This window comes from Candidatus Pelagibacter communis (assembly GCF_012932795.1).
Classification (GTDB): Bacteria; Pseudomonadota; Alphaproteobacteria; order Pelagibacterales; family Pelagibacteraceae; genus Pelagibacter; species Pelagibacter ubique_S.
The window spans coordinates 359,500-371,976 of sequence record NZ_LANA01000002.1 but is presented as its reverse complement, the minus strand read 5'-3'; the positions used below and the strand labels follow the sequence as shown (position 1 = coordinate 371,976).

At 30.4% G+C, this 12,477-nt stretch carries 11 protein-coding genes and 2 tRNA genes; 7 read left to right on the top strand and 6 right to left on the bottom strand.

Annotated features, from left to right (window positions below):
• Positions 1-26 precede the first annotated feature (26 nt).
• The 4 genes from VP91_RS06075 (at position 27) to VP91_RS06060 (ending at position 3,725) form a co-directional block, all read left to right on the top strand.
• Complete coding sequence (locus VP91_RS06075) at positions 27-1,172, top strand: ABC transporter permease subunit (protein WP_169036557.1); 1,146 nt, start codon at positions 27-29, stop codon at positions 1,170-1,172.
• Between the two features lies 1 nt (position 1,173).
• Positions 1,174-2,445: an amino acid ABC transporter permease gene (locus tag VP91_RS06070; protein WP_169036556.1), complete on the top strand. Its 1,272-nt coding sequence runs from the start codon at positions 1,174-1,176 to the stop codon at positions 2,443-2,445.
• Positions 2,446-3,180 (top strand): amino acid ABC transporter ATP-binding protein, encoded by a 735-nt coding sequence (locus VP91_RS06065; protein WP_169036555.1) that lies wholly within the window; start codon positions 2,446-2,448, stop codon positions 3,178-3,180. It abuts the gene before it with no gap.
• 173 nt (positions 3,181-3,353) lie between these two features.
• On the top strand, positions 3,354-3,725 hold the full coding sequence (locus tag VP91_RS06060; protein WP_169036554.1) for a helix-turn-helix domain-containing protein: 372 nt from the start codon (positions 3,354-3,356) through the stop codon (positions 3,723-3,725).
• A 115-nt stretch (positions 3,726-3,840) separates the two neighbouring features.
• Here the strand turns inward: VP91_RS06060 and VP91_RS06055 are convergent.
• Both VP91_RS06055 and VP91_RS06050 read right to left on the bottom strand, forming a co-directional pair.
• Positions 3,841-3,916: transfer RNA gene (locus VP91_RS06055), tRNA-Asn, on the bottom strand.
• A gap of 50 nt (positions 3,917-3,966) precedes the next feature.
• Positions 3,967-4,040, bottom strand: a tRNA-Cys gene (locus VP91_RS06050).
• Positions 4,041-4,168: 128 nt separating this feature from the next.
• Here VP91_RS06050 and VP91_RS06045 point away from each other — a divergent pair.
• The 3 genes from VP91_RS06045 to VP91_RS06035 are packed head-to-tail and all read left to right on the top strand — an operon-like array spanning position 4,169 to position 9,719.
• Complete coding sequence (locus VP91_RS06045; protein ID WP_169036553.1) at positions 4,169-6,796, top strand: valine--tRNA ligase; 2,628 nt, start codon at positions 4,169-4,171, stop codon at positions 6,794-6,796.
• Positions 6,796-8,514 (top strand): dihydroxy-acid dehydratase, encoded by a 1,719-nt coding sequence (gene ilvD / locus VP91_RS06040; protein ID WP_169036552.1) that lies wholly within the window; start codon positions 6,796-6,798, stop codon positions 8,512-8,514. Before VP91_RS06045 ends, ilvD begins: the two co-directional genes overlap by 1 nt.
• Positions 8,514-9,719 carry a sugar phosphate nucleotidyltransferase gene (locus tag VP91_RS06035; RefSeq protein ID WP_169036551.1) on the top strand — a complete coding sequence of 402 codons (1,206 nt, stop codon included), beginning with the start codon at positions 8,514-8,516 and terminating at the stop codon, positions 9,717-9,719. Before ilvD ends, VP91_RS06035 begins: the two co-directional genes overlap by 1 nt.
• Before the next feature lie 23 nt (positions 9,720-9,742).
• Here VP91_RS06035 and VP91_RS06030 read toward each other — a convergent pair whose 3' ends face one another.
• The 4 genes from VP91_RS06030 to VP91_RS06935 form a co-directional block, all read right to left on the bottom strand.
• Positions 9,743-10,702 carry a hypothetical protein gene (locus VP91_RS06030; protein WP_248289231.1) on the bottom strand — a complete coding sequence of 320 codons (960 nt, stop codon included), beginning with the start codon at positions 10,700-10,702 and terminating at the stop codon, positions 9,743-9,745.
• Positions 10,703-10,946: 244 nt separating this feature from the next.
• Positions 10,947-11,594: an aquaporin gene (locus VP91_RS06025; RefSeq protein WP_169036549.1), complete on the bottom strand. Its 648-nt coding sequence runs from the start codon at positions 11,592-11,594 to the stop codon at positions 10,947-10,949.
• A gap of 13 nt (positions 11,595-11,607) precedes the next feature.
• Positions 11,608-11,829, bottom strand: a complete 222-nt coding sequence (locus VP91_RS06020) for a DUF6552 family protein (protein WP_168606304.1) — start codon at positions 11,827-11,829, stop codon at positions 11,608-11,610.
• Between the two features lie 83 nt (positions 11,830-11,912).
• Positions 11,913-12,477, bottom strand: a 565-nt coding sequence (locus tag VP91_RS06935; RefSeq protein WP_248289230.1) for a zinc ABC transporter substrate-binding protein, incomplete at its 5' end; no start/stop codon positions are given.

Below are 12,477 nucleotides of genomic sequence, written 5' to 3'. Positions count from 1 at the left end.
TTTTTTTATAAATATTCTTCTATATTATGAAGCTTAAAAAAATTCTTCCTCAATTTTTTACACTACTTTTTATACTCCTAATTTTTGGCTTTTTTACAATGAATGCCCAAGAAAACATGGATACAAGAGGTATTGAGTTTGGTTTTGGTTTTTTAAAACAAGAAGCATCATTTGATATTCAATTTTCATTAATCGATTACGATGGTTCAATGTCATATGCTCGTGCCTACCTGGTAGGATTATTAAACACACTTTTAGTCTCATTTATTGGGATTATACTTTGTACACTTTTAGGTGCTGTTATAGGCGTTGCCAGACTTTCACCAAATTATTTAATTAGAAAAACGGCTAGTTTTTATATTGAATTTTTTAGAAATATTCCTTTATTACTACAGATCTTTTTTTGGTATTTTGCTGCACTAAGAGCGTTACCAATGCCAGAGGACGCCCCATTATTATTTGGATCTTCTTTTATGACTATTAAGGGTTTTTATACACCCGCACCCATTTGGAATAATTTTGATGTATTTATGATTTCTTTGGTTCTTGCAATGATTGTTATTTATTTTTTCAATAAATTTGCTCAAAAAAAGCAAGAAGAAGAGGGTAAACAGTATCCAAAATTTTTAATATCACTGGGCATTTTTGTTTTATTGCCAGCATTAACATTTATTGTCGGTGGAGTAGATTTAACATGGAGTTTTCCTGTATTAAAGCAACTTGCTTTAACGTCATTCACATATGAAGGTGGATTAGGTATACCTCCTGAATTAATAGCTTTAACACTAGCATTAACGCTTTATACAGCAACATTCATTGCTGAGAATGTTAGAGCTGGTATTCAAGGTATTGGTAAAGGTCAAAAAGAAGCTGCGGCATCTATTGGATTAACACCAAGCCAAGTTTTGAAATTAGTAATAATGCCTCAGGCATTGAGAATTATTATTCCACCAACAACAAACCAATATTTAAATTTAACAAAAAATTCATCATTAGCAGCAGCGATAGCTTATCCAGATTTAGTATTAGTTTTTGCAGGTACAGCCATGATGCAAACTGGTAGAGCTATTGAAATCGTTGGAATTACAATGGCCACTTATTTGACAATTAGCTTAACTATTTCATTGTTTATGAACTGGTATAACAAACGAATTGCTATACAGGAAAAATAAGATGACAAATATAAATTTATTAAAACCCAATAAAGAAAACCTTAATTTATTTGTAATATTAGGAGCATTATTTTTTTGTTTAGGTATTTTTGATTTTTGTTTAAATAATTTTTATGGAAAAAATATTACTTCATTTTTACCTGGTTTTATCAGCTTTTTTACACCTGTGATTTTTGGAATGTTTGGACTTTATTTAATTAGAATTGAATTTTCAGGTATTAAACTATTAGATAATCTAAATAAAAATATTAATACTAACAATTTTAATGCTGCTTTGAGTATTGGTATAATTATTCTAATAATTTTTAGTGTAGCACCCCTACTTAATTGGTTCATTCTTGATGCAACATTTATTGGGGATAGTAAGGAAGCTTGCACAGGTGAAGGGGCTTGTTGGGTTTATATTAAAACTTGGTTTAATAGATTTATGTATGGAATGTATCCTAACGCTGAACAATGGAGAGTTAATACAACATTTATTTTAGTTCTAGTATTAATGGGAGCAGGTTATTTTTTTCCCTTAAGATACAAAAAATATTTAACTTTTTATTATGTTATTATTCTACCAATAATCTCATTTTTATTAATTTATTATCTTATTTCTGGTGGAGAATTTGGTTTAGAGTGGGTTGAAACTGGTGCTTGGGGTGGTTTATCATTAACCTTTATAGTGTCTTTTTTTTCATTAATTTTCTGTTTTCCAATAGGAATGATGTTAGCCCTTGGAAGAAGATCTGATTTATCTGTAGTTAAATACTCTTCACTGTCATTTATTGAGTTTTGGAGAGGAGTACCTTTAATTACTGTGCTATTTATGTCAGCAGTAATGTTTCCAATGTTTTTGCCTGATGGTACATATGTTGATAAATTAATTAGAGTTATTGTTGCAATTACTTTATTTGAAGCTGCGTACACTGCTGAAGTTATCAGGGGTGGACTGCAAGCTCTCCCAAGAGGACAATATGATGCTGCTAAATCCTTAGGAATGGGTTATTGGAAACTGCATCTTTTAGTAATATTACCTCAAGCTTTAAAGCTTGTGATACCTGGTATTGCAAATACGTTCCTTGCTTTAGTTAAAGATACACCATTAATATTTGTTGTTGGTTTGCTTGAATTAGTGGGAATGTTAAATTTAGCTAAAACAAATCCAAAATGGTTAGGTTTTTCAATGGAAGGCTATGTATTCGCTGGAATAATATTCTGGATTATTTGTTATTCTATGAGTAAATATAGTCAAAGTTTAGAATTAAAATATAAAACAGATAGATAAATGTCAGATTCAATAATACAAATTCAAAATGTAAATAAATGGTTTGGTGATTTTCAAGTTCTAAAAGAAATTAATTTGGAAGTTAAACCTAAGGAAAAAATTGTTGTTTGTGGACCTTCAGGATCTGGTAAATCAACATTAATCAGATGTATAAATAGACTAGAAGAGCATCAAGAAGGAAATATAATAGTTGATGGTACAGAAATTTCTGAGGATACTAAAAATATAGAACAAGTTAGAGCTGAAGTTGGAATGGTGTTCCAACAATTTAATTTATTCCCACATTTATCCATTGTGGATAATCTTACTTTAGCACCAATCTGGGTAAAAAAAATGCCAAAAAAAGAAGCAGAAGAATTAGCTCTTAAACATTTGGAAAGAGTTCAGATACTTGATCAAGCACAAAAATTTCCAGGACAACTTTCAGGTGGACAACAACAACGTGTTGCTATTGCTAGGGCACTTTGTATGGAGCCTAAAATAATGTTATTTGACGAGCCGACATCAGCACTAGACCCAGAAATGATCAAAGAAGTTCTTGATGTAATGGTTAATTTAGCAAAAGAAGGCATGACAATGATTGTTGTTACCCATGAAATGGGATTTGCCAAAGAAGTTGCGGACCAAATGATTTTTATGGATGAAGGAATGATAGTAGAAAAAGCCTCAACAAAGGACTTTTTTGCTAATCCCAAAAGTGATCGAACTAAGCTTTTCTTAAGCCAAATTTTATAGGCATTTTTGCTATACTGATCAACAAGTTTTTTTTCTTTGGCTAGCTATAATAGCTTGACACAATATGCAATTTTGTACCTTATTCATTAAAATAAATAAATTTTTCTATTGCGATACCACTTAAAAGTTAGTTCAATAGGTTTTTTTTAAACAAACTTTTAAGAGGGGTCTTAATGGAGGATAATTTTAACAAACATCTAGGTAACAAATTAAAGTTAAGAAGATTAGCTTTAGGTCTTACACAGACAAAAGTAGCAAAGGCAATTAACGTTACATTTCAACAGATTCAAAAATATGAAAAAGGAACTAATGGAGTTAGCTCAATAAGACTTCTTCAATTAGCAAATTATTTAAAAGTTCCAGTAAATTATTTTTTTGAAGATTTTTCTGAATATTTAATAAATCTTGAAAGATCTCAAGAAGGTCACATGAATGTAAATTATAATTTTTTAGTTAAATTATATTCTGAGCTTAATAATGATCAAAAAATAAAGTTTAGCAAATCCTTACAAGTTTCAAACATTGGAATTACAAAAGTAGGATAATACAAAACTTAGTTTAAGACCCTAAAAATGTTAAAAATTTTTTTAACAATTAATCTGACAATTTAAAAACTTTTCTTTTAATAAAATTTGTAAAAACTGAGAGGATAATTTTTTTTGGCTCCTCGGGCAGGACTCGAACCTGCGACCAATTGATTAACAGTCAACTGCTCTACCAACTGAGCTACCGAGGAATATCAAAAACACAACTTACTTTTTTTTAAGAGTAACACAAGATTTTTTTTGGAGGCAACGCCCAGAATCGAACTGGGATACAAGGATTTGCAATCCTCTGCGTAACCATTCCGCCACGTTGCCCTCTTATCTCAATTTAAAACAAATAGAGTGCCTTTTATATATTAAATATATAAAATTAGTCTACCAAATAAGCCTGCAAAATGATTATTGTTAATTAATATTATTAAATTATAAACTTATAATCATCTATGAGTAACGATAAATACATACATACAGACGTTGAAGATAAGATCTATTCTTATTGGGAAAAAAATAATTTATTCAAACCAACAAAAAATAAGAAAAAATTTTCAGTAGTTATACCTCCACCCAATGTAACAGGTAGTCTTCACATGGGGCACGCTTTGAATAATTCAATTCAAGATCTTTTAGTTAGATATCACCGTATGAATAATTATGAAACATTATGGCAACCAGGAACAGACCATGCTGGTATCGCTACACAGGCTTTAGTTGAGAAAAAATTGTCTGCTGAACGTATTGATAAAAATGAAATTGGTAGGGAAAAATTTATAGAAAAAGTTTGGGAATGGAAGGAAGAACATGGTGATATCATCTTAAATCAACTTAAAAAATTGGGTTGCTCTTGCGATTGGTCGAGAAATGCATTTACGATGGATGAAAATCTTTCAAAATCAGTTTTAAAAGTTTTTGTAGAGCTTCATAAAAAAGGTTTAATTTATAAAGATAAAAAACTAGTTAATTGGGATACTGTTTTAAAAACTGCAATATCTGATTTAGAAGTAGATCAAAGAGAAGTTAATTCTAAAATTTATTATATTCAATATCCCATTGAAGATTCTGATGATTTTATAACAATAGCAACTACTAGACCTGAGACTATGTTGGGTGATACTGCAATTGCTGTAAACCCAAAAGATGATCGTTTTAAAAATTTAGTTGGTAAATTTGTAACAGTTCCAATTGTTGGAAGAAAAATTAAGATAATTGAAGATGATTATGCCGATCCAGAATTGGGAACTGGTGCTTTAAAGATAACACCTGCCCATGATTTCAATGACTATGAAGTTGGACAAAGAAACAGTTTAGAAATTATAAATATTTTTACCGAAGGTGGTAAAGTAAATGATAATGCTCCCAAAGAATATATTGGTCTTGATAGATTTGAAGCTAGAAAAAGAATTTTAAAAGAACTTAAAGAAAAAGAATTTTTTGTTAAGGAAGAAAATATAAAGAATAAAGTACCTTATGGAGATAGATCTAATTCGATAATTGAGCCTTTTTTAACAGAACAATGGTTTGTTGATGCAAAAAAATTGTCCGTTAAAGCAAAGGATATAGTTAACTCTAAAAAAACTAATTTTTTCCCTGCTAATTGGTCAAAAACTTATTTTCAGTGGATGAATAATATTGAGCCATGGTGTATCTCAAGGCAACTTTGGTGGGGACACCAAATACCTGCTTGGTATGGCCCAGATAAAAAAATTTTTGTTGCAATAAATGAAAATGAAGCAAAAGCTGAAGCTAAAAAATTCTATAATAAAGAGGTAAATTTAATTCGTGACCCTGATGTATTAGATACTTGGTTTTCATCAGGCTTATGGCCTTTTGCCACATTAGGGTGGCCTGACAATAAAGAATATCTTGATAAATTTTACCCAACATCAGTACTTGTTACTGGATTTGACATTATATTTTTTTGGGTAGCACGTATGATTATGTTTGGAATGGAGTTTTTAAACAAAGAACCTTTTAAAGATATTTATGTTCACGCACTTGTTAAAGATGAGAAGGGACAAAAAATGTCAAAATCTAAGGGAAACGTAATTAACCCTTTAGACTTAATTGAAAAATATAGTGCAGATGCTTTAAGATTTACTTTACTTTCAATGGCATCACCTGGAACTGATGTAAAACTTTCTGAAGATAGAGTTAAAGGTTATAGAAATTTTTTAAATAAATTATGGAATGCAAACAATTTTTTAATTACCAATAATTGTGACTTTTCTAAAATTGAGGAAAAACCAAATTTAATAATTAATATTAACAAATGGATTTATTTAGAACTAATAGAAACCAAGAATAAAATTGAAAAAAATTTAAAAGATTACAGATTTGATGAAGCTGCAAAAAATGCTTATCAATTTACTTGGCACTCTTATTGTGATTGGTATTTAGAGCTATCAAAAACAATACTATTTTCAGAAGATGAAAAAGCAAAAGATGAAGTTAGACAGGTATCAGCTTATGTATTTAAGCAAATATTGATAATATTACACCCATTTATTCCATTCGTTACAGAAGAAATTTGGTTAAATAACAAATTTGATAAATCAGGTAAAGATTTCTTAATGTTAGCTAATTGGCCTTCAGGGGAACCTAAAAAGGATATATCCACTAATCAGGTTGAAAAAATCATTAGCATAGTTTCTGAATTAAGATCATTTAAAAATGAATTGAGTGTAGGCCCTGGCTCATTTATAGATATTTCAGTAGAGAGTGTTAGTAAAAAAGAACAATCTTTTTTTAATGAAAATGAAGTTATTCTAAAAAAACTTGGTCGTATCAAAAACTTACATAATAAAGATTTAGATAAACCATCTGCTACTTTGGTTGTTTCTGGAGATCTATTTAAAGTATATTTTGATGAAGATGTTGATTTAGAATTAATTAAAAAAAACCTAACTAAAAGAAAAAATAAATACCAAGTGGAAATGGATAAAATATCAGAAAGATTAGCTAATAAAAGCTTTGTGGATAGGGCACCAAAAGATATTGTTGACCAGGAAAAAAATAATTATAATAATTTAAAAAATGATGTTGAGAGAATAACAATAACTATAAAGGGTATATAATGGCAAAATTTAACAAAAAAAAATTACCAAGCAGACATACATCATTAGGTGCTGATAGAGCTCCACATAGATCTTTTTATTACGCGATGGGTGAAACGGAAAAAGATGTAGCAAAACCATTTGTTGGTGTTGTGTCGACTTGGAATGAAGCTGCACCTTGTAATATTGCTTTAATGAGACAAGCTCAATCGGTTAAAAAAGGTGTGAGAGCTTCTGGCGGAACGCCTAGAGAATTTTGCACAATTACTGTAACTGATGGTATTGCGATGGGTCACGAGGGTATGAAGTCATCTTTAATTTCTCGTGAAGTAATCGCTGACTCAACCGAACTTACTGTACGTGGTCATTGTTATGATGCACTAGTTGGTATTGCTGGATGTGATAAATCTTTACCCGCTTTAATGATGGCAATGGTTAGGTTAAATGTACCAAGTGTATTTATTTATGGTGGCTCAATACTTCCAGGTCAATACAAAGGAAAAGATGTAACAGTTGTTGATGTTTTTGAAGCGGTTGGAAAACACTCAGCAGGACAAATGTCTTCAAAAGAATTAAGAAAATTAGAACTAGTTGCATGTCCTAGTGCTGGTGCATGTGGTGGGCAATTTACTGCAAATACTATGGCATGTGTCTCTGAAGCTATCGGTCTAGCCTTACCTTATTCAGCTGGAACACCCGCTCCTTATGAAGAACGTGATAAGTATGCATTATTGAGTGGAAAGACTGTAATGAACTTATTAGAAAAAAATATTCGTCCAAGAGATATTGTTACAAAAAAATCTTTAGAAAATGCTGCAACAATTGTAGCTGCAACTGGTGGATCAACAAATGCTGCTTTGCACTTACCAGCTATTGCCAATGAAATTGGAATTAAGTTTGATTTAATGGATGTTGCTAAAATTTTTAAAAAAACTCCATACCTTGCTGACTTAAAACCAGGTGGAAAATATGTTGCAAAAGATATGTGGTTAGCTGGTGGAGTTCCTATGTTATTAAAAACTCTTTTTGATGGTGGCTTTATTCATGGTGATTGTATGACTGTTACTGGCAAAACAATGAAACAAAATTTAAAAAATATTAAATTTAATGCTAAACAAAAAGTTTTAAGAGCTTATGATAATCCTTTATCACCAGATGGTGGTGTTGTTGGTCTTAAGGGTAACTTAGCTCCTGACGGTGGAATTGTTAAAATTGCTGGTTTAAAAAAATTACAGTTTACTGGTAAAGCTAGATGTTTTGATAATGAAGAAGCAGCAATGGCTTGTGTACAAAATAAGAAATATAAAGCAGGTGATGTAATCATCATCCGTTATGAAGGACCAGTTGGTGGACCTGGTATGAGAGAAATGCTTTCAACCACAGGTGCTATTTATGGTCAAGGTATGGGTGAGAAGGTTGCCCTAATTACTGATGGAAGGTTTTCAGGTGCAACAAGAGGCTTTTGTGTAGGCCATGTTGGCCCTGAGGCGGCCTTAGGCGGCCCTTTAGCTCTTTTACGTAATGGTGATGTAATTGATATAGATGCTAAAAAAGGGACTATTAACGTTAGATTAACTAAATCACAATTAGCTAAAAGACATAAATATTGGAAAGCAAAAAAATCAAGCTTTGGATCTGGTACTATTTGGAAGTACGCTCAAACCGTAGGTCCTGCATATTTAGGTGCACCAACACATCCTGGTAAAAGAAAAGAAGTAAAAGTTTACGCTGATATTTAATGAAAATTAGACCCGTTATATTATGTGGTGGCGCAGGAACTAGACTTTGGCCTAATTCTAAAAATCATCAAGCAAAACAATTTATTGATTTTGGTAATTGGACTTTATTAGGAAAAACTCTTGATAGAGTTAAATCTTCAACTTTTGATTCACCTATTATAAGTACAAATCTTAAATATTTAAAAGAAGTAAAAAAACATCTTAAGAAACATAAGATAAGTAAATATAAAATTGTTTTAGAGCCTGCAAAAAAAAATACAGCACCAGCAATTCTAGCTTCAGCGCTAATTAAAGAAATTCCGAATAAACAACCCTTAATGATTTTTGCAGCAGACCACTTAATAGAAAAAGCAAGCATTTTTAATAAAGCTATTAATAAGAATAAAACCAATTTAACAGACCAAAATATATTTATCTTTGGGATTAAACCAACATCACCATCAAGTGAATATGGTTATTTTTTAACAAAAAAAGTTAAAGGAAGTATTAATAAAGTAACCAAATTTATTGAAAAACCAAAAGAAGCTAAGGCTAAACAAGTGATTAAAAAAAAAGGGTATTGGAACTCTGGAATGTTTTTTTTAAGAAAAGACTCAATAGTTAATAACTTTAAAAAATACCAACCAACAATATACAAAAATTGTGTTAATGCTGCTTCAAAAGCGAGACTTAAAGATAACACGTACTATCTAAACAAAACTTTTTTTGAGAAAGCTACTGCTAAATCTTTTGATTATGCAATTTTAGAAAAAATGAAACAAATTAATTCAATTAAATTAGATATTCCTTGGTCAGATCTTGGTAGTTGGAAAGAGATTTTAAAAATGTACGATAAAAATAAGAATAAATATTATAAGAAAAAAAATGTTTATTACCGACCATGGGGCAGATACGTTAATTTATTTGAAGGAAAAGGTTTTTTAATTAAAGAATTATTTGTAAAACCCAAAGGTATTTTAAGTCTACAAAAACATCATCACAGATCAGAACACTGGTTGGTAACCCAAGGAACTCCTAAAATTACACTTAATAAAGATAGTTTTTATAAAAAACAAAATGACCATATATTTATACCTCTAGAAGCTGTTCATAGAATTCAAAACCCTGGAAAAAAACCTATTAAGATTATTGAAGCTCAAGTTGGATCAATATTAAAAGAGAGTGATATTGTAAGGTTTCAAGATGTATATGGCCGTATTAAATAATAATACGACCACATAATTAATAATTAAAACCAATTATTTGGAATAATGATGTAGTGAATGGCAAGTACAATTGCAACCGACACCGTCAATCCTATAGTCATTTTAAGGAAGTCTTTACCAATTAAAGGAAAGACATATTTAAACTTATAGTCCTTATTCATTGAAGATATTGCAAGCTCTCTACCACACAACAAACCAACAAATACCCATGTTGTTGACATTGGTAAATCATTAAGTTCTTTAAAGTAGTAAAGAACAGCAGCATAAATCACATTAATTATTGTTGCTGATCTTGCATATCTAGTTCCAGTTTTATCTAAAACAACTTTTTGAATTGTTCCTCCGTTTATGTAGAAGATATAAAAAAGAAGAGCTGTGAAGTATGCAAGAACAATTAATAATAAATTTACATCTATTTGTCTTGGAAGATATACGGCTATATTAGCTACGTCGTGAGATAACCAAACCCACCATAACCAAGCAGAAGTTACCCATACAGAGTTTCTCCAAAAACCTATCCATTTATCTTCAACTTCATCAAATTTCTCATTGATAAATTTAGATACTACTATCCAACAAATGTATGCTGCAACAGCTGCTAAGCCATACCCTACAACACTCTTCATAAGCATTTTTTCAAGAACTACAGTTGATGCAAATGCTGACAGTACTAAAAAGGTAGTTGAAACAGGTATACCTATTCTTGTTAATACTAAAAGTATTCCAGGAGCCACAGCATGATACCACTGTATTTCTTGGAAAGGAATTCTAGTTAATCTTCCATAAGATATATCACCAGCATTACTGTACCAGCCCCATGTGATTGCAAGTATCATCACAAATGAGGCAGCGCTTGCTAGTGTATACCATTTAAACCATTTTTGTTTTGACGCTATAAATGTTCCAAGCGTTTGAATTGAATCATTTGCTATAACGCTATATCCCGCTAAAGCAAAACCGATGATCGTATATATTGTTGTCATTTCCATCTTATTTTTCCTTTTTTTTATTTATCTTTATTGTTTTCCATTTCGAACGATTCTTATTCTTGAACTCGATTTAATAGAGAAGAGAAATTTAATCTATAGGTAAATTTATTAATATTTTTTTGTGAGGGTTGATTCATTGACTATTATATAATTCAAAGTGGAAGTCTATACAGAGAATTCAACATAATAATTTTAAGGAGGGTTGATTCCCTCTGAATATATTATTGAAAAATTATGTCTACTTTAAAAGTAATTTTTTTATTAATAATACGGCAATCAATGCACCAATTAATTCAGCAATTATATAGGTTGGTGTATTAAGATAATTAATACCAGTAAACGATTCTGTAAAAGTCCTTGCTATTGCTACAGCTGGATTTGCAAAAGATGTTGAAGAAGTAAACCAATAACCAGCAGTAATATAAGTTGCAACACACGCTGCAATTGTTGTTTTGCCATCTTTTAAAGTTGCAAAAATAATAAATATCAGACCGAATGTAGCTACAATTTCTGCTAGAAATATATGAAAGCCATCTCTACTTTTTGTTGATAATTCAATTATATTATGTTCAAAAAATACATTAGCCAACATTACACCTAATAAGCATCCCAATATTTGAGCTGGAATGTATGTGATTAAAAGTTTTCCTTTAATTTTTTTGGTCAAATACATTGCTAAACTTACAAAAGGATTAAAGTGAGCACCTGAAATTTCTGCAAAAGCCGTTATTAAGACAAATAACCCAGCTCCAGTTGCAAGTGTATTTGCGGTAAGTCTTAAAGCATTATCATTTGTAAGATTTTCAGCCATTATTCCAGAGCCAACAATAATCATTACTAAAAAACAACTACCTATAAATTCACCGATGAAAATTCTATTTTTCACAATCTAATAATAATTAAATTATAATTTTATAAATGCCAATTAAGAATAATGGTATTTGCAAACCAAAATTAGTTAATATTGCCTTATCTTTTGATATAAATCCAGCTATTGTCCAACCAATAACTCCAAGACCATGGAAGTAGATGTTAATAGGGTAGATATTTAAATTAGTTAATAATATTCCAGTTAATACTAAAGCAGTACTGATCCATTTAAGGTATTTTTTAATAAACATAGTGTCCTCTATATGTAAGTTTTATTACTAATTTATTACAATTATAGAGGAAACTAAAATCTTAATTTATAAAATCCCTTAAATTAACATCCTTTAAATGAAGCAGACATATTTCTAATTAGATCAAAATATAAATCTTTTCCTGGGTTTAAAGTAGCTCCAAGTGGGTCAACTACACCAGTTTTAATATTCATATCTTTAGCAACAGCTTTTATGATATCAGGATTAAATTGAGGTTCTGAGAAAATACATTTTACTTTATCATGTTCAATTATTTCTCTAATTTCTGATAATTGTTCTGCGCCAGGCATTACGTCAGTATTAACTGTAAAAGCACCCAATATTTTTACATTAAATCTTTTTTCAAAATATTGATATGCATCATGGAAAACAATAGATGATGTGCTTTCATTTAATTCAGTCATCACATCAATAGTAAGTTTATCTATATCATTAAGTGCTTTATCTAAGTTACTTTTGTAAGTAGATGCATTCTTTGAATCATTTTCAATTAAATGCTCAGTCATTTCTTTTAGAATTACTTTTGCATTAATAGGATCTAACCAAACGTGGGGATCATATTCACCATGTCCATGTCCTTCATGGTCATCATGCCCATCTTCCTTTTTAGCGTGATCGTCATGGTCA

Excerpts from the sequence above, each read along its gene's own strand:
- VP91_RS06075 (WP_169036557.1), top strand. The coding sequence starts at position 27 with ATGAAGCTTAAAAAAATTCTTCCTCAATTTTTTACACTACTTTTTATA.
- VP91_RS06070 (WP_169036556.1), top strand. The coding sequence starts at position 1,174 with ATGACAAATATAAATTTATTAAAACCCAATAAAGAAAACCTTAATTTA.
- VP91_RS06065 (WP_169036555.1), top strand. The coding sequence starts at position 2,446 with ATGTCAGATTCAATAATACAAATTCAAAATGTAAATAAATGGTTTGGT.
- VP91_RS06060 (WP_169036554.1), top strand. The coding sequence starts at position 3,354 with ATGGAGGATAATTTTAACAAACATCTAGGTAACAAATTAAAGTTAAGA.
- VP91_RS06045 (WP_169036553.1), top strand. The coding sequence starts at position 4,169 with ATGAGTAACGATAAATACATACATACAGACGTTGAAGATAAGATCTAT.
- ilvD (WP_169036552.1), top strand. The coding sequence starts at position 6,796 with ATGGCAAAATTTAACAAAAAAAAATTACCAAGCAGACATACATCATTA.
- VP91_RS06035 (WP_169036551.1), top strand. The coding sequence starts at position 8,514 with ATGAAAATTAGACCCGTTATATTATGTGGTGGCGCAGGAACTAGACTT.
- VP91_RS06030 (WP_248289231.1), bottom strand. The coding sequence starts at position 10,702 with ATGACAACAATATATACGATCATCGGTTTTGCTTTAGCGGGATATAGC.
- VP91_RS06020 (WP_168606304.1), bottom strand. The coding sequence starts at position 11,829 with ATGTTTATTAAAAAATACCTTAAATGGATCAGTACTGCTTTAGTATTA.